Here is a 17132-nt window from a genome sequence, read left to right as displayed (position 1 = left end):
AGCCCGGTGGCGCTAGCGCTTACCGGGCCTACGGTTTTGTTGGCCGGATAAGCGAAGCGCCATCCGGCAAGAAAGGCGACCACTTAACCGGTCGCCTTTTTTATTTACAGCAGCTCGCGCGCCGCCGACACAATGTCATGTGCCGTCAGGCCATACTCCTTCTGCAGGAAATCCTGCGTACCCACCTGGCCGTAACGCTCCTTGACGCCCACCCGCCGCATCGGTACCGGACAAGTTTCCACCAGCACTTCCGCCACCGCGGACCCCAGCCCGTTGTGAATGCTGTGGTTTTCACAGGTGACGATGCGCCCGGTTTTCTCGGCGTAGTTTTTCACCAGCATCCGGTCGATGGGCTTCAGGGTAAACATGTCGATAACCGCCGCGCTTACGCCCTCCTGCTCCAGCTGACGCGCCGCCTCCAGCGCTTCCGCCACCATGATGCCGTTGGCGATCAACGTAATATCACTCCCCTCGCGCAGCACGTTGCCTTTGCCAATGGTGAAGGTTGAGCCCGGGGCGTAGACGCTCGGCGCCTGTTTACGAATGGTCCGCACCCAGTAGAAGCCTTCGAGGTCGATAAGCTGGCGCAGCACGTCCTCGAACATCACCGCGTCGGTCACCTCCAGCACCACCGAGTGCGCCAGGCCGCGCACGATGCCCATATCCTCAAAGGACATGTGCGTGCCGCCGTTGTGGCAGGCCGTCACGCCCGCGTCCGACGCTATCACCTTCACGTTGTTGCGCTGATAGTCCAGGGACATAAACAGCTGATCGAAGCAGCGGCGGCTGGCAAACGCGGTGAAGGTGTGCACGAAAGGCTTACGTCCGGTAAGCGACAGCCCGGCTGCCGTGCCGATGACGTTGGCCTCCATAATGCCGCAGTTAATCACGTGCTGCGGATAATCGCGCGCCACGCCGTCCATCGCCATTGAGCTCATCAGGTCTGCTTCGAGCGCAATGATGTCACTTCCGGCCTCAATCTGTTTTGCCACGAAGCCAGCGTAAACTTTACGCATCTCAACGGCGTCTTTCTTTCCTGCCGGTGCAACCTTAATCATGTGAAGCCTCCAGTTGGCGAATCGTCTCGTTGAGGACCGCTTTGCTCTCCGCGGTCAGTCGCAGGTGGTGCGAGTTGCTGAGCTGCTCCAGATACGGCACCCCCTGGCCTTTGATACTGTCGAGGATCACCACCCGCGGGCGTGCGTCTGCGGCAGGCACCCGCGACGTCACCTCCAGCAGCGCAGGAATGTCGCCCCCCTTCACCGTCACCACGTCAAAGCCAAAGGCGCGGAATTTACCTTCCAGGTCGAACGCGCTGATGATCTCGTCCAGCTCGCCGTCGAGCTGCTGTTTGTTCCAGTCCACGAACACCGTCAGGTTGTTCAGGCGATGATGGGCGATAAACTGGAAGGCTTCCCAGCACTGCCCTTCGTTCAGCTCGCCGTCACCGACGATGCAGAAGACCCGATTCGGTCGCCCCGCCAGCCTGTGCGAGAGCGCCATACCGCCCGCAATGGAGATACCCTGTCCCAGCGAGCCGGTGGTGGCATCCACGCCGCGCGTTTTCAGGCGGTCCGGGTGGCTTGGCAGGCGCGTACCGTTCTGGTTCAGAGTGCTCAACTCTTCCACCGGGAAGTAGCCCTTGATCGCCAGCGTGCTGTAGAGCGCCGGGCCCGCATGACCTTTCGACAGGACAAAGTAGTCTCGCTCCGGCCAGTCCGGATCCGCCGGGTCGATTTTCATCACCGCGCCGTACAGCACGGCCAGGGTTTCAACCACCGACATACTGCCGCCGTAGTGGCCAAAGCCCAGCTGCGTCAGGGATTTCAGCGTCTCAAGACGGATCTGACGCGCGAGTTCGGTTATCTCTTTCTCATTCATGATTTGGCTCCGGTGTTTTCCTGCGCGTTACCGCCCGCAGGTTTGTTTTTCGCGAAGACGTTGTACGCCACCAGCAGCGCGAACAGCGCCACAACCAGCCCGGTGATCGCAAGCGGCGACAGGAAGCGCGCCAGGTTGCCGAGGACAATCCCGACCGCGCCGAAGTCGGCGTCAGAGAAGGTGGTGTTGGCAAAGCCAATGGCGCCCAGCACCGGCAGCAGCAGGACCGGCAGGAAGGTGATCAGCAGGCCGTTAGCAAAGGCGCCAATCATTGCCCCGCGACGTCCGCCGGTGGCGTTACCGAACACGCCCGCCGTTGCGCCGGTGAAGAAGTGCGGCACCACGCCCGGGAGGATCAGCACCCAGCTAAACTGACCGCAGATGAACAACCCCACAATCCCGCCGAGGAAGCTGAACAGGAAGCCAATCAGCACCGCGTTTGGCGCATAGGGATACACCACCGGGCAGTCCAGCGCAGGACGCGCATTGGGTACCAGCTTTTCCGAGAAGCCGGTAAAGGCAGGAACGATTTCCGCCAGAATCAGGCGTACGCCCTGCAGGATGATGAACACGCCCGCCGCAAAGGTGATCGCCATGATGATGGCGTAGACCAGGTAGTTCTGACCGCCGCTGAAGGTGGCCTCCACGTACTCACGTCCGGCGCTCACCGCCAGGATGAGGTAGATAATCATCATGGTCAGGGAGATGGAGATCGAGCTGTCGCGCAGGAAGCTCAGGTTCTTCGGCAGGTTCATCTCTTCCGTTGAGCGGGAGCCTTTGCCGATCTTGCTGCCAATCCAGCCGGACAGCACGTAGCCCAGCGTGCCGAAGTGGCCGAAGGCAATTTCATCGTTACCGGTAATGCGCTTCATGTAGCGCTGCGCAATCGCCGGGAAGAAGGCCATGATCAGGCCGAGGATCAGCGAGCCGGTAAAGACCAGCCCCACGCCCTCAAAGCCTGCGACCGTCAGGATCACGCCAATCATGCACGCCATGTAAAACGTGTGGTGTCCGGTCAGGAAGATGTACTTCAGTCGGGTAAAGCGGGCGACAATAATATTCGCCACCATCCCGAAGGCCATAATCAGCGCGGTCGAGGCACCGTATTTTTCCAGCGCAATCGACACGATGGCTTCATTGTTTGGAATAATGCCCTGGATAGTAAAGGCGTGCTCAAACATCCCGCCCAAAGGATTTAACGACCCCACCAGCACCGTGGCGCCGCCGCCCAGCACAATAAAGCCCAGAATAGTTTTGATGGTCCCTTTCACCACGTCGGAAAACGCTTTTTTCTGCGCAACCAGACCGATTAAAGCAATTAACCCCACCAGCACCGAAGGGACTTTTAAAATATCAACAACGAAATTCAGCGTTTCAAGGATAAACATATCCACCTCGCCTAAACAGGGTTATTGTCTTTCGAACCAGGCGCGCAGCTGCGCTTCAAGTTCGTTGATGTCGATGATGTTGTTGATCACCACCAGCTGGCTTTCCGGCACGCTGGCGCTGGCCGCGATGTCTTTTGCCATCACGAACAGGTCGGCCGCGCCAGGCGTTGCAGACGAGAGGTCGGAGTGTTCAACCTCAGCTTCAATCTCCAGCTTTTTGAGCACCTTTTTAATATTCATTTCGACCATAAAACTGCTGCCCAGGCCAGAACCGCAAATAGCCATAATTTTCATTGTTGTCCCCTTATTTTGAGTAGAGTACGCCCCACCACGCTGACGCGTAATGTTGTGAAAAAACGGATTAAAGAATTAAATCAGAAGCGGTTAATAATCGTTTTAATTTCCTCCAGGGTATTCACCTGATGCAGTTCGGCCATATCGGCATCGCTGGAAAATAACTCTGCCAGCGACGAGATCATCTCGATATGGCTATTTTTGTCGGGTGCAGCGAGCATAATAATGACGTCGACAGGGTCAAACTCACCGGCACCAAACGAGACGCCCTGTTTTAGTTTTAATAACGACAACCCCAGTCCTTTGGCGCCTTCCTCCGGCCGCGCATGCGGCATCGCCAGCCCTGGTGCCAGCACATAATAGGGTCCTAACGTGTGGTGCTGATGGATGATGGCGGTGACGTATTCAGGCTCAATCACCTGCAAATCCAGCAGCGGCTTCGCGCATAGCTCCAGCGCCTGCGGCCAGTCCTCTACGCTCTCCTGCAGCGTGATGGTTGTATCATATATCCATTTTTTGAGCATTTTGCCCTCCGGCTACAACGCTAAAGATGAGCAAACTTTATTCAACACCTCACTGATTGACTGCGATCAAGATCACAAAGATAGCGCTACCAATAGTTAACATGCAGAAATGTGATAGCGCTATCAAATTGCAATCACGGTGCTAAATCACAGCAAAAAAAGGGATTTAAGGCGTATACTGCCTTTCACGTGAAGCGAAGGATGAAAGTAGTCGCGCCCTGTTAGCAGGAAGGTGTATGTCTCTAACCCGAAAACGACGCAGTACCGGTAAGGTGACGCTGGCCGATGTCGCACTGCTTGCCGGTGTGGGCACAATGACCGTGTCACGTGCGCTCCGCACGCCCGAACAGGTTTCCGATAAACTGCGAGAAAAAATAGACGCTGCGGTGCAGGAGCTGGGCTACATGCCTAATCTTGCGGCCAGCGCGCTGGCGTCAGCCTCTTCATGGACGATCGCAATGGTTGTTCCTAACCTCTCCGAAGCCGGTTGCTCAGAGATGTTCGCCGGGCTACAGCAGGTACTGCAACCCGCCGGATATCAGATCATGCTGGCAGAGTCCCAGCACCGTCTTGAGCAGGAAGAGAAATTACTGGAAACGCTGCTGGCGTCAAATATCGCCGCCGCCATTTTGCTCAGCGTCGAGCACACGGATACCGTGCGCCACTGGCTGAAAAATGCCTCCATTCCGGTGATGGAAATGGGGGCGATGCGCGCCGATCCGATTGATATGAATATCGGCATTGATAACGTCGCCGCCATGTACGAACTGACGGAAATGGTGATTCAGCGCGGCTATCAAAATATCGGCCTGCTGTGCGCCAACCAGGAGCAGTGGATTTTCCAGCAGCATTTGCAGGGCTGGTACAAAGCCATGCTTCGCCACCATTTGTCGCCGAACAGAGTGATTAACGCCGCCATGCCGCCAAATTTCTCCACGGGCGCGGCACAGTTGCCGGAATTCCTGCTGGCCTGGCCGGAGCTGGATGCGCTGGTGTGCGTCTCGGACGAACTGGCCTGCGGGGCACTCTATGAATGCCAGCGTCGACGCATTAAAGTGCCAGACGATTTAGCCGTGGTAGGCTTTGGCGATAGCGACGTGAGCCGCGTCTGTCAGCCGCCGCTGACGACCATGGCGGTACCGCATCGTAAGATTGGAATTGAGGCCGGGAAAGCGTTGCTGGAACGTCTGAATGATGGAGACTGGCGCGACCATAAACCTATCGCGTCCAGCCTCTGCCTGCGGGAAAGCTGTTAAGGCTTACTCAGCCTCTTCCTCTTTTTCCGCTTTGCTTTCTGGCTTAGCGGATTCGTTTTTGGCGTTGCGGGTCATCCACAGCGCCAGTGCTTTTAAGGAGTCCGGGGTGAATTCGTCGCAGCGCGCGGTGATCTCTTCCGGCGTCATCCAGCAGACTTCGCTCACTTCCTCTTCCTGCAGGGCGAAAGGCCCGTGAGAGACGCAGCTAAACAGCCCGCCCCAGACGCGACAGTTTTCGTCCTCGAAATAGAACTGGCCGTGCTCGGCAAACGGCACGCCGGCGATACCTAGCTCTTCTTCTGCTTCGCGACGCGCGGAATCCAGCAGCACTTCATCGGCCTGCACAACGCCGCCCGCCGTGGCATCCAGCATACCGGGGAGAAAATCTTTGGTGTCCGTGCGGCGCTGGACCAGAATCTTGCCCATGCCGTCATGCACAACAATGTACGTAGCGCGGTGACGCAGTCGCTCCGCGCGCATTTGTTCGCGGCTGGCCTGCGCGATCACTTCATTCTCTTCGCTGACAATGTCAACCCACTCAGTACTTGCCAAATGATTCTGCTCCACCATCGGGAAACCTTCTCGTCTAAGCGCTCTTTCGGCGCGTTTGCAGTTGTGGTGTAACTTACGGATTAATCGCTACCTGCGCAATAACTTGCTGATCATTAAGTGCGATAACGCTCAGGGTATTTCCATCCAGCATGCCATAGCTCGCCGGATGACCGCCTTTCGGAATGCTGACCGAACCGGGGTTAAAGTGATAAATTTCACCGCGTTTTTCCGCTACCGGAATATGAGTATGACCATAAACCAGGACATCGCCAGCGGCGAGTGCCGGAAGGTTATCCGGACTAAAAAGATGACCGTGAGTCAAAAAAAGACGGTTCTTTTCCAGCAGGACCTGCTGCCAGGGCGCGGTGATGGGAAAATGCAGCAGCATCTGGTCAACTTCACTGTCGCAGTTACCGCGCACCGCGATAATACGCGAGGCATGTTCATTAAGTTTTTCCGCCACCTGCGCGGGTGCATACCCTTCCGGCAGCGCATTTCGCGGGCCATGGTTTAACACATCGCCCAGCACCACCAGCCACCGTGCCCCGCTTTCGGCAAACAGAGAAAGAACGCGCTCGGTAGCGGGCAGCGATCCATGGATATCCGACGCAAACATGAGTTTCATCAGTCACTCCTCAGGAAAACAGACTGCCCCTATCATACCCGAAGCGCCAGGGCTTATCAGCCCGCGCGCTTAGCGGAGAGTGCCACATAGCGCTGTACGGAAGCGCGCTGCCACTGGAATGCAGCATAATCCACCAGCAGTTGAGGAACCTCGTCGCCGTTGAGGATCAGACGGTTCAGCATCAGCGCCAGATCGGTGTCCGCAATGCACCACTCGCCGAAGAGATTCGGGTTGCCGTGCGCCAGCAACGCAGACGCGGTCTCAATCAGCTTTTGCGCACTGGCGCTGCCCTCCGCGCTCAACGCGGGCTTTTTCACGCCGGCGAAAACCACGTCAGTGGAACGTTCACCGCGGATCGGCACCAGATCGCTACGCAACCACGCCTGGATCTGTCGTGCGCGCGCGCGCTTTTGCAGATCGTGAGGATAAATTCGCTCCCACTCCGGCGGCGCAAAGCGATCTTCAAGGTATTCATCGATCGCCGAGGATTCGCTCAATGCAAAACCGTCAATCTCCAGCACCGGCACGCGTCGGGTCAGGTCGTAACCCTGCCACTGCGGTTTCAGGTGTTCGCCACTGTCCAGATCGATGGTCTTCAGGGTGAAAGACAATCCTTTTTCCGCCAGAGCGACGTAAACGCTCATCACATAGGGTGAAAAGTAACAGGCATCGGACCACAACGTTATCGCAGGCTGGTTCATAACTTCCTCATTGGCTGAACGGTTTTCACTCAACATATAATCTCTTTGGCTCGCTGTCACTTGATGAAAACTCACGATTTACAACAGGCACCTATACTGATTTTTATGGCATCACTTTTCACACTAACAGGAGTTGAGAATGATCGACCTTTACTATGCCCCTACCCCAAACGGCCATAAGATCACCCTTTTTCTGGAAGAAGCCGAACTGGAGTACCGGATCATTCGCGTGGATATCAGCAAAGGCGATCAGTTCAGGCCGGTCTTTCTGGCGATATCGCCCAACAATAAAATTCCGGCCATTATTGATAATCTGCCTGCCGACGGCGGCAGGCCGTTAAGTCTGTTTGAATCCGGGGAGATTTTGCTCTATCTGGCGGAGAAATCCGGCAAGCTGCTGAGCGGTGAACTGCGCGAGCGTCACCACACCCTGCAATGGCTTTTCTGGCAGTCAAGCGGCCTCGGGCCGATGCTCGGGCAAAATCATCACTTTACTGCCTATGCCCCGCAGCCCATTCCTTATGCAATCGAACGCTATCAGGTTGAAACCCAGCGGTTATATGGCGTGCTAAATCGCCGGCTGGAGAAAACGCCGTGGCTTGGCGGCGATCATTACAGCATTGCCGATATCGCCTGCTGGCCGTGGATCAACACCCATGAAAAGCACCGTATTGACCTTGCGGCATTCCCTGCCGTGAATAACTGGTTTGAACGTATTCGGACCCGCCCTGCGACCGAGCGCGCTATGCAAATAATCCAGCAGATTTAGACCACTGCCCCGCTGGGTGCATGACGCGCTCTCATGTATTATGGGCAGCAAATACTGACACGGAGAAGACCTGCAATGTCACAGCATGACGCGATTATACGTATAAAAAATTTACGCTTACGGACGTTCATCGGTATCAAAGAGGAAGAGATTGCCAACCGGCAGGATATTGTCATCAATGTGGTTATTCACTACCCCGCAGACAAAGCGCGGGCCAGCGAAGATATCAATGACGCGCTGAACTATCGCACAATCACCAAAAACATTATCCAGTACGTGGAGAACAACCGCTTCTCTTTGCTGGAAAAATTAACTCAGGATGTGCTCGACATCGCACGCGAACATCACTGGGTCACTTATGCTGAAGTCGAGATCGATAAACTTCACGCCCTGCGTTACGCCGACTCCGTCTCCATGACGTTAAGCTGGCGACGCCAGGCATAAACCTGGAGGTTGTATGAAGATTCTGCTGACCGGCGGTACGGGCCTGATTGGCCGTCATCTCATTCCCCGTCTGCAGGCGCTGCATCACGAGATTACCGTGGTGACGCGCAGCCCGGAGAAAGCACGTCAGGTGCTGGGGGCAGGTGTCGACATCTGGAAAGGTCTGGCTGAGCAGCAGAATCTGGACGGCTTTGATGCCGTCATCAACCTCGCGGGTGAACCCATTGCCGACAAACGCTGGACCGAAGAGCAGAAGCAGCGGTTGTGCAGCAGCCGCTGGACGATCACCGAGAAGCTGGTCGAGCTGATTCGCAACAGCCATACGCCGCCATCGGTGCTCATTTCAGGCTCTGCGACGGGCTATTACGGCGATCTCGGCGAAGTGGTGGTGACCGAAGAGGAGCCGCCGCACAACGAATTTACCCATAAACTTTGCGCCCAGTGGGAGCGTATCGCCTGCGCGGCGCAGAGCGATCGTACCCGCGTCTGCCTGCTGCGTACCGGCGTGGTGCTTGCGCCGAAAGGCGGCATTCTGGGTAAAATGCTTCCTCCCTTCAAGCTGGGGCTCGGCGGGCCAATTGGCAGCGGGCGTCAGTATCTGGCGTGGATCCACATCGACGATATGGTGAACGGCATTATCTGGCTGCTGGATAACGATCTGCGCGGGCCGTTTAACATGGTTGCGCCCTATCCGGTGCGTAATGAACAGTTTGCCCACGCGCTGGGGCATGCCCTGCATCGTCCGGCGATTTTACGCGTGCCTGCGACGGCGATCCGGCTGCTGATGGGGGAATCATCTGTGCTGGTGCTGGGCGGGCAGCGCGCGCTGCCAAAACGTCTTGAAGCGGCCGGGTTTGCCTTCCGCTGGTATGATTTAGAAGAGGCGCTGGGGGATGTGGTGCGCTGAATATGTTACAGTGATACGCCATGTTCTGATGAAATGGCGTAACAATGGCAACCATCACCACTCCCCGGCTTCACCTCACCCCTTTCGAACCCTCTGACTGGGCGTTTTTCCGCTCGCTGCGCGAAAACCGCGATGTCATGCGCTATATGGCCGCGATTGCACCCGAAAAAGAGACCCGACGCGTGTTTGCCGCGCGCCTGATGGCGGAGCATGTTTTCGTGATTCGCTTTCAGGATGACGATACGCCGCTGGGCGATATCGGCCTGCAAATCAGCCCTGAGAACCGTGCAGAGGCGGATATCGGCTACACGGTTGTGCCTGCCGCACAGGGAAAAGGCATCGCCAGCGAGGCGCTGCGCGCGGTGTGTGACTATGTGTTTAGCCAGACCAGCGTAAAAGCGATTAACGCGTACGTGCTGGCGGACAACGGCGGGTCTGTGCGGGTGCTGGAGAAAGCGGGGTTTGTGCGCACGCAGGTGCTGGAAAAGGCGTATGAAATTGACGGCGTGCGCTATGACGACTGGGTGTATCGGCTGGAGTGTGGTGCGGTTTGATGCCCCCACCCCGCCCCTCTCCCACAGGGAGAGGGAGAAGGGCAAAACCTACTTCAACGACCCCTTCAGGAACTGCTGTAAACGCGGGCTTTGCGGGTTCGCTAACACCTCGTCCGGATGCCCCTGCTCTTCAATTTTTCCCTGATGCAGGAAAATAACGTGGTTGGAGACGTTACGGGCAAAGCCCATCTCGTGCGTCACCACCACCATCGTTTTGCCCTCTTCGGCCAGCTTCTGCATGATGCGCAGCACTTCGCCAACGAGTTCCGGGTCCAGCGCGGAGGTCGGTTCGTCGAACAACAGCACTTCTGGCTCCATTGCCAGCGCGCGGGCGATGGAGACACGCTGCTGCTGACCGCCGGAGAGATGCACCGGGTACTTCATCTGCTGGCGCTCGTCGATGCCCACTTTTGCCAGGTATTTCACCGCGCGCTCGCGGGCTTCCTGCTTGCTCAGCCCCAGTACCTGAACCGGCGCTTCCATCACGTTCTCCAGCACCGTCATGTGGCTCCAGAGGTTGAAGTGCTGGAACACCATCGTCAGGCGCGTGCGCAGCAGGCGCAGCTGATGCTTATCTGCCACCTTCAGTTGGCCGTCTTTGTCACGCACCAGGTTGATGTTCTGCCCGCTCACCACGATCGAGCCTTCACTCGGCTTTTCGAGGAAGTTAATGCAGCGCAGGAAGGTACTTTTACCCGAGCCGGATGAACCGATGATACTGATCACATCGCCTGCGTTAGCCTGCAGCGACACCCCTTTCAGCACTTCATGTTCGCCGTAGCGTTTGTGCAAATCAATAACGTTTAATTTGTTCTCAGCCATCATCTTTCTCAGTGCGTCGAAGAAGGTTTTATATGCTGCAACCAGCGTTTTTCAGCCTTACGGAACAGGCTAATCAAAACATAAGAGATAATTAAGTAGAGCACGGCCGCAATGCCAAACGCGGTAAACGGCTGATAGGTCGCGGAGTTAATATCGCGCGCGATTTTGAGCAGATCCGGCACCGTCGCGGTAAAGGCTAGCGCGGTGGAGTGCAGCATCAGAATCACTTCGTTGCTGTACGCAGGCAGCGCAATGCGCAGCGCCGACGGCAGAATGATGCAGCGATAGAGCTTCACCGACGAAAAGCCGTAGGCCCGCGCGGCTTCAATCTCACCGTAAGGGACAGAGCGAATTGCCCCAGCGAAAATCTCGGTGGTGTAGGCGCAGGTGTTGAGCGTCAACGCCAGCACCGTACAGTTCAGACCGCTGCGGAAGAACGCATTCAGCATCTCTGTGCCTTTGACGATCTCAAGCGTGTACATTCCCGAATAGAACACCAGCAGCTGCACGTACAGCGGCGTACCGCGAAACACATAGGTGAACAGCCAGATCGGGAACTGGATAAATTTGTTGTTCGACACGCGGCCAATGGCGAGAAACACCGCCAGAATACCGCCCATCACCACGGAAGAAATCAGCAGCCAGAGCGTAATCGCCACGCCGGTAAAGCGGTAGCCATCCGTCCACAGCAGGGATTTCCAGTATTCCTGAATAATCTCAATCACAGGTCAGCCCTCTTCACACCCACGGAGTAGCGGCGCTCGAGTAGAAGCAGCACACCATTGGAGACCGTCGTAAACACCAGATAGATCACGCCACAGACTACCGCAAAGTAGAAGGGCTCCCAGGTACTCTTGCCCGCCAGCTGAGTCGCTTTGACGACGTCTTCCAGACCAAGCAGCGAGACCAGCGCTGTCGCTTTGAGGATAACCTGCCAGTTGTTACCGATGCCCGGAAGCGCATAGCGCATCATGGCCGGGAACATGATCCGGCGAAACGTTTGTGAGGAGGTAAAACCAAATGCGGTTGCCGCTTCAATGTGCCCTCTGGGGACTGCCATATAAGCGCCACGGAAGGTTTCCGTGAAATAAGCTCCGTAGATAAAGCCGAGGGTAATAATACCGGCGACCATCGGGTCGATATCGATCTGTTCCATGCCGACGGCGTCGGTAATGCCGTTCAGCGCAATCTGCAGACCGTAAAAAATCAGCAGCATCAGCACCAGATCGGGTACGCCGCGAATGAGCGTGGTATAGCCTTCGAATATGAGCGCCAGGGGTTTATTCGCCGACAGCTTTGCCCCTGCGCCCGCCAGACCTATCAGCACCGCCAGTACCACGGAGCTGATAGCCAGCTCAAGGGTGACAAGCGCGCCTTGTAAAATAACGCCAGAAAATCCGTACAGCATACCGCGTGCCCTGTCGTGTCGTGAGTGGTGGAACCGTGTCTTTTCCCCTCCCCGAGTGGGAGGGGCCGCACGTTATTTGACGGGGCGATTAGCCGCCGTAAACATTAAAATCAAAGTACTTTTTCGCCAGCTTGTCGTAGGTGCCATCAGCACGCATTTCGGCGAAGGCTTTGTTCAGCGCTTCACGCAGCTCGTTGTCTTCTTTGCGCAGGCCCATACCGGTGCCCACACCAAACAGCTTCACGTCCTTAATGGACGGGCCGCCAAATTTGTAATCTTTACCCACCGGCGTTTTCAGGAAGCCTTCGCTTGCCGCGACTTCATCCTGGAATGCCGCATCAATTCGGCCTGCCGTCAGGTCGGCGTAGATATTTTCCTGGCCCTGATAAGAGACGATTTCGATCCCCTTCGGCGCCCAGTGTTCGTTGCCGTAGGTTTCCTGGGTGGTGCCCTGCAGCACGCCGACGCGTTTGCCCTTCAGCGACTCAAGAGTAGGCTGAATGTCTGATGACTTAGCCACTACCAGACGAGAATCCGCTGCGTAGAGTTTGTCGGTGAAGGCAATCTCCTGCTGGCGTTTTTCAGTGATGGAAAGAGAGGACATGATGACGTCGATTTTTTTCGCTTTCAGCGACGGGATCAGAGCATCCAGCGGGTTCTCAACGTAGGTACATTGCGCTTTTATACGTTTGCACAGCTCATTGGCCAGATCGATGTCAAAACCCACCAGTTCACCCTTCGCATTTTTCGATTCAAAGGGGGCATAGGTAGGGTCAGTACCAATACGAATTTTTTGCGGAATGGCTGCGAATGCCGCGGTGGCGCTGGAAAAAGCCAGTACCAGAGAGAGTGACAACACGAGTTTTTTCATATATATCCTCAACAAACTGTCTTCATACGTTTTTTTACGACGACGGGGTGCGGTTAATGTGCCATTAATCCACGCTGTCAGGCAAAGAATAATGCCTTTCGGGCGGGATTTTTTGCATTATAAATGCTTAAGTATGCACGCGACGACCCAATATGGTGCACACGCTGCACCATATCGGATCGCCCACACCAGCAACGCACCAGGTCAGTGCATCACCGCTATGCGTTAGTCACCGTAGACGTTGAAGTCGAAGTATTTCTTCGCCAGTTTGTCGTAGGTACCGTCTTTACGCAGCTCAGCGAAGGCTTTGTCAAAGGCGGCTTTCAGCTCGGTATCGTCCTTACGCAGGCCGATACCGGTGCCGTCACCAAAGTATTTTTTGTCTTTCACGGACGGGCCCGCAAAGGCGTACTCTTTACCGGCTGGCTGCTTCAGGAAGCCTTCGCTCGCGGCGACTTCATCCTGGAATGCGGCATCCAGACGTCCTGCGGCCAGGTCAGAGTAAATCAGATCCTGGTTCTGGTAAGCCACCACGTCTACGCCCTTCTCACGCCAGTTGGCATTAGCAAAACCTTCCTGCGTCGATCCCTGAAGCACGCCGACTTGCTTGCCTTTCAGCGAGTCGATGGTTGGTTGAATCGGGGAGCCTTTGGCGGCAATCAGACGAGAATCCGCAGCGTAGAGCTTGTCAGAGAAGGCGATCTCCTGCTGACGTTTTTCGGTGATGGAGAGAGAAGAGATAATGGCGTCGATTTTTTTGGCTTTCAGCGACGGGATCAATGCGTCAAAGTCGCTGCCCACCCATGTGCATTTCACCGCAATGCGTTTGCACATTTCATTTCCCAGATCGATATCAAACCCCACGAAATCGCCTTTCGCATCCTTGGAAGAGAATGGCGCGTAGGTTGCGTCTGTACCGATGCGAACCGTCTGTGGCAGTGCTGCGTAGCTACCTGCTGCTGCACTTAACCCCACGAGCAAAGACAGAGCCAGAACCGTCTTCTTCATACATTTACCCTCAAGTACCGTGATTTTATTATGTATTGTGTAGTGTGTTGTGTTGCAGGCTTCTCTTGCAGGTCTTATGCCACATTCCCGTCCGGTCAAAAATTCGACGTTAAATATGTTAATAAAACGTTGCGATATTGCCTTAGTGGTGAAAGATAGCAGGTCTGCCGAACGAACCGGAGAGGGAAGAAGGGAAAAAACGAATTAAATGTCGAGGATATGATCGCCGTTGCATAATTGCCCTGAAACAGGGCAACTTGTCTTTTCATGCACCTTGTTTGTGCACAGATTCAGGCACCCTGCCAGCGGGTGAAGAGATCTTCAGGCAGGTCAATATCAAACTGGTCCAGCACGCGGTTAACGGTCTGGTTGATGATGTCATCAAGCGTTTGCGGGCGGTGGTAGAACGCGGGGACCGGCGGCATGATGACAGCCCCAAGTTCTGCCGCCTGCGTCATTAAGCGTAGATGCCCCAAATGCAGCGGTGTTTCCCGCACACAGAGTACCAGAGGACGACGCTCTTTCAGCACCACATCCGCCGCTCGCGTCACCAGGGTATCGGTATAGCTGTTCACAATGCCGGAGAGCGTTTTTATTGAACAGGGCAGGATAACCATACCCGCCGTTTTAAACGAGCCTGAAGAGATACTGGCCGCGATATCGCGGGCATCGTGGACGACATCCGCCAGCGCCTGAACGTCACGCAGTGAAAGGTCGGTTTCAAGGGAGAGGGTCTGGCGCGCCGCCTGGCTCATCACCAGATGGGTTTCCACATCTGCTACGTCACGCAGCACCTGCAACAGACGTACGCCGTAAATCGCGCCGCTGGCACCGCTGATCCCAATAATGAGTCGTTTCATGATTTTTGCCCTTACTGATTCAGGGCAGACTGTGCAGGATTTTGCGGGGAGTTGCAAGTGAGGGCGTCTGCCCTCACCTGCAGAAGCATCAACCTTCGTTGTGCATCTCTAAGCTCTCAAGATCGTTCTGCAGCTGGACGGCTTTCGCATCGTCGTTACGCAGGGAATCCAGGTAGTCGAGATACTGCTGGTCAACATCTTTGGTCACGTACACGCCGTTAAACACTGAGCATTCGAACTGCTGAATGTCCGGGTTCTCGGCACGCACCGCGTCGATCAGATCGTTCAGATCCTGGAAAATCAGGCCATCGGCACCGATGATCTGGCGAATTTCGTCCACTTCACGACCGTGAGCGATCAGCTCCGTCGCGGTTGGCATGTCGATGCCGTACACGTTCGGGAAGCGAATTTCTGGCGCCGCAGATGCCAGGTACACTTTCTTCGCACCGGCTTCGCGTGCCATTTCGATAATCTGCTCAGACGTCGTACCGCGTACGATGGAATCATCCACCAGCAGTACATTCTTGTCGCGGAACTCGGCGCGGTTGGCGTTCAGCTTACGACGTACGGACTTACGGCGCAGATGCTGGCCCGGCATGATAAAGGTGCGGCCAACGTAGCGGTTTTTCACGAAGCCCTGGCGGTAAGGCTTATCCAGAATACGCGCGATTTCCAGCGCGATATCACAGGAGGTTTCCGGGATAGGGATCACGACGTCGATATCGAGATCGTCCCACTCGCGGGCAATCTTCTCTCCGAGCTTCGTACCCATGTTCACGCGCGCGCTGTAGACGGAAATCTTGTCGATGAAGGAATCCGGACGGGCGAAGTAAACGTATTCGAACAGGCACGGGTTGCTGACCGGATTGTCAGCACACTGGCGGGTAAACAGCTGGCCCTTCTCAGTGATGTAGACCGCTTCACCGGGCGCAACGTCACGCAGGAATTCAAAGCCCAGCGTGTCCAGCGCCACGCTTTCTGAGGCGACCATATACTCCGTACGACCATCGCCGAACTCACGTTTGCCGAGCACCAGAGGACGAATGCCGTTTGGATCGCGGAAGGCGACCATGCCGTGACCGATAATCATCGCCACGCAGGCATACGCGCCGCGGATCTGACGATTTGTTGCGGCAATGGCAGCAAAGATGTTGTCTGCTTCCAGCGGGTAGTGACGGAAGTTATCCAGCTCGCTGGCGAACACATTGAGCAGGATTTCAGAATCAGAGGTGGTGTTAATGTGGCGACGTTTCTCTTCGAACAGCTTTTTACGCAGCTCGTGCGCGTTGGTCAGGTTGCCGTTATGAGCAAGGGTGATGCCATACGGCGAGTTGACGTAGAAAGGCTGTGCCTCAGAGGCGCTGGAACTGCCAGCAGTAGGATAACGAACGTGACCGATCCCCATATTACCTTGCAGACGCTGCATATGGCGGGCTTCAAACACATCGTTTACCAGGCCATTCGCCTTGCGTAAACGGAAGCAGTTGTTTGCATCAATGGTGATGATACCCGCAGCATCCTGCCCACGGTGCTGAAGCACCGTTAACGCGTCATAAATCGACTGGTTTACCGGCATGAAACCGGCGATACCGACAATACCGCACATTCGTCTTTTCCTCGTTAAGCCACATCTCAGGGTTTATGCCCTGGGCAAAAAACTCGACGAGCTTTGCAGATAGTCAAAGAACCATCTGATGATGAAGCTGAACTCTGGAATGAGCTGCGATTTCTGCCAGTCTTCGCTTTTGGAGAACCCGGTGAAGGTATCCAGGAAGAACAGTATCGCGGCCACAATCAGCACGCCTCGCAACGCACCGAAACAGATCCCGAGCACCCTGTCCGTTCCTGACAGACCGGTTTTCTCGACCAGCTGACCTATCACGTAATTGACGATAGCGCCAACAATCAGCGTCGCGATAAACAGCACCGCGATGGCGATTCCGTTTCGGACCAGTTCATCTTCAAAGCCCGTGAACCAGACAGACAGGTAAGTGTAGTAATGACTGGCAACAAAGAAAGCACAACCCCATGTCACCAGCGATAACGCTTCACGAACAAAGCCACGGATCAGGCTAACCAGACAGGAAAAACCAATCACCGCAATGATGGCGTAATCAATCCAGACCATATGTGTCCCACGATTTAACGCCCTGTCATCCAGTTCGGGGCGAATTCTAACAGAAAAAGAAAACGTTTGCGTAGGGATTTCCTTCCCGCGCGTAAATAAAAAAGGCGCTGAAAAAACGCTCAACGCCCCCTTCGTTTGAC

The 17132-nt window shown here is 55.6% G+C and carries 21 protein-coding genes; 5 read left to right on the top strand and 16 right to left on the bottom strand.

The annotated features are described in order from the left end of the window. Positions 1–104 precede the first annotated feature (104 nt). The 5 genes from KK102_RS09680 to KK102_RS09660 form a co-directional block, all read right to left on the bottom strand. Positions 105–1058 carry a transketolase family protein gene (locus tag KK102_RS09680; protein ID WP_216357466.1) on the bottom strand — a complete coding sequence of 318 codons (954 nt, stop codon included), beginning with the start codon at positions 1056–1058 and terminating at the stop codon, positions 105–107. Next, complete coding sequence (locus KK102_RS09675) at positions 1051–1881, bottom strand: transketolase (RefSeq protein ID WP_126544359.1); 831 nt, start codon at positions 1879–1881, stop codon at positions 1051–1053. The genes KK102_RS09680 and KK102_RS09675 overlap by 8 nt, the downstream gene beginning before the upstream one ends. Next, positions 1878–3269, bottom strand: a complete 1392-nt coding sequence (locus KK102_RS09670) for a PTS ascorbate transporter subunit IIC (RefSeq protein ID WP_216357465.1) — start codon at positions 3267–3269, stop codon at positions 1878–1880. The genes KK102_RS09675 and KK102_RS09670 overlap by 4 nt, the downstream gene beginning before the upstream one ends. A gap of 21 nt (positions 3270–3290) precedes the next feature. Continuing rightward, entirely contained in the window at positions 3291–3563 is a 273-nt protein-coding gene (locus KK102_RS09665) for a PTS sugar transporter subunit IIB (RefSeq protein WP_003861447.1), read from the bottom strand. A gap of 80 nt (positions 3564–3643) precedes the next feature. Then, entirely contained in the window at positions 3644–4087 is a 444-nt protein-coding gene (locus KK102_RS09660) for a PTS sugar transporter subunit IIA (protein WP_126544357.1), read from the bottom strand. A gap of 236 nt (positions 4088–4323) precedes the next feature. On the opposite strand from KK102_RS09660, the gene KK102_RS09655 reads away from it, so the two are divergent. After that, complete coding sequence (locus KK102_RS09655; RefSeq protein ID WP_010433293.1) at positions 4324–5343, top strand: LacI family DNA-binding transcriptional regulator; 1020 nt, start codon at positions 4324–4326, stop codon at positions 5341–5343. A 3-nt stretch (positions 5344–5346) separates the two neighbouring features. On the opposite strand, the gene yfcD is transcribed toward KK102_RS09655, so the two are convergent. From yfcD to yfcF, 3 genes are read right to left on the bottom strand one after another with little or no spacing between them, the layout of a single operon-like run. Continuing rightward, positions 5347–5913, bottom strand: coding sequence for an NUDIX hydrolase YfcD (yfcD, locus tag KK102_RS09650; protein ID WP_010433290.1), 567 nt, complete (start codon positions 5911–5913; stop codon positions 5347–5349). Positions 5914–5968: 55 nt separating this feature from the next. Further along, positions 5969–6520, bottom strand: a complete 552-nt coding sequence (gene yfcE / locus KK102_RS09645; RefSeq protein ID WP_216357464.1) for a phosphodiesterase — start codon at positions 6518–6520, stop codon at positions 5969–5971. Between the two features lie 56 nt (positions 6521–6576). Then, positions 6577–7221: a glutathione transferase gene (gene yfcF, locus KK102_RS09640; protein WP_216357463.1), complete on the bottom strand. Its 645-nt coding sequence runs from the start codon at positions 7219–7221 to the stop codon at positions 6577–6579. A 139-nt stretch (positions 7222–7360) separates the two neighbouring features. Between yfcF and yfcG the strand changes: the two genes are divergently transcribed. From yfcG to KK102_RS09620, 4 genes are all read left to right on the top strand, one after another. After that, on the top strand, positions 7361–7990 hold the full coding sequence (gene yfcG, locus KK102_RS09635; protein WP_126544353.1) for a GSH-dependent disulfide bond oxidoreductase: 630 nt from the start codon (positions 7361–7363) through the stop codon (positions 7988–7990). Positions 7991–8065: 75 nt separating this feature from the next. Next, a complete protein-coding gene (gene folX / locus KK102_RS09630; protein ID WP_010433280.1) occupies positions 8066–8434 on the top strand; it encodes a dihydroneopterin triphosphate 2'-epimerase in 369 nt (122 codons plus the stop codon). Positions 8435–8447: 13 nt separating this feature from the next. Beyond that, a complete protein-coding gene (locus tag KK102_RS09625) occupies positions 8448–9341 on the top strand; it encodes a TIGR01777 family oxidoreductase (protein ID WP_042717010.1) in 894 nt (297 codons plus the stop codon). Positions 9342–9385: 44 nt separating this feature from the next. After that, complete coding sequence (locus KK102_RS09620; RefSeq protein WP_216357462.1) at positions 9386–9895, top strand: GNAT family N-acetyltransferase; 510 nt, start codon at positions 9386–9388, stop codon at positions 9893–9895. A gap of 48 nt (positions 9896–9943) precedes the next feature. Here the strand turns inward: KK102_RS09620 and hisP are convergent, their stop codons facing one another. From hisP to cvpA, 8 genes are all read right to left on the bottom strand, one after another. Then, entirely contained in the window at positions 9944–10717 is a 774-nt protein-coding gene (gene hisP, locus KK102_RS09615) for a histidine ABC transporter ATP-binding protein HisP (RefSeq protein ID WP_010433274.1), read from the bottom strand. 8 nt (positions 10718–10725) lie between these two features. Further along, positions 10726–11442: an ABC transporter permease gene (locus KK102_RS09610; RefSeq protein WP_008502590.1), complete on the bottom strand. Its 717-nt coding sequence runs from the start codon at positions 11440–11442 to the stop codon at positions 10726–10728. Next, positions 11439–12125 (bottom strand): histidine ABC transporter permease HisQ, encoded by a 687-nt coding sequence (locus KK102_RS09605; protein ID WP_089597903.1) that lies wholly within the window; start codon positions 12123–12125, stop codon positions 11439–11441. The genes KK102_RS09610 and KK102_RS09605 overlap by 4 nt, the downstream gene beginning before the upstream one ends. A gap of 88 nt (positions 12126–12213) precedes the next feature. Further along, on the bottom strand, positions 12214–12996 hold the full coding sequence (gene hisJ, locus KK102_RS09600; protein WP_126544347.1) for a histidine ABC transporter substrate-binding protein HisJ: 783 nt from the start codon (positions 12994–12996) through the stop codon (positions 12214–12216). A gap of 225 nt (positions 12997–13221) precedes the next feature. Then, positions 13222–14004 carry a lysine/arginine/ornithine ABC transporter substrate-binding protein ArgT gene (gene argT / locus KK102_RS09595; protein ID WP_182401037.1) on the bottom strand — a complete coding sequence of 261 codons (783 nt, stop codon included), beginning with the start codon at positions 14002–14004 and terminating at the stop codon, positions 13222–13224. A gap of 290 nt (positions 14005–14294) precedes the next feature. Then, a complete protein-coding gene (locus tag KK102_RS09590) occupies positions 14295–14864 on the bottom strand; it encodes a UbiX family flavin prenyltransferase (protein WP_010433259.1) in 570 nt (189 codons plus the stop codon). A gap of 88 nt (positions 14865–14952) precedes the next feature. Beyond that, on the bottom strand, positions 14953–16470 hold the full coding sequence (gene purF, locus KK102_RS09585) for an amidophosphoribosyltransferase (RefSeq protein WP_042716999.1): 1518 nt from the start codon (positions 16468–16470) through the stop codon (positions 14953–14955). A 33-nt stretch (positions 16471–16503) separates the two neighbouring features. Further along, complete coding sequence (gene cvpA / locus KK102_RS09580) at positions 16504–16992, bottom strand: colicin V production protein (RefSeq protein WP_000262116.1); 489 nt, start codon at positions 16990–16992, stop codon at positions 16504–16506. Between the last annotated feature and the right edge of the window lie 140 nt (positions 16993–17132).

The organism is Enterobacter quasimori, from assembly GCF_018597345.1.
Taxonomy (GTDB): Bacteria; Pseudomonadota; Gammaproteobacteria; order Enterobacterales; family Enterobacteriaceae; genus Enterobacter; species Enterobacter mori.
This window is presented reverse-complemented; position numbering and strand designations above follow the sequence as displayed.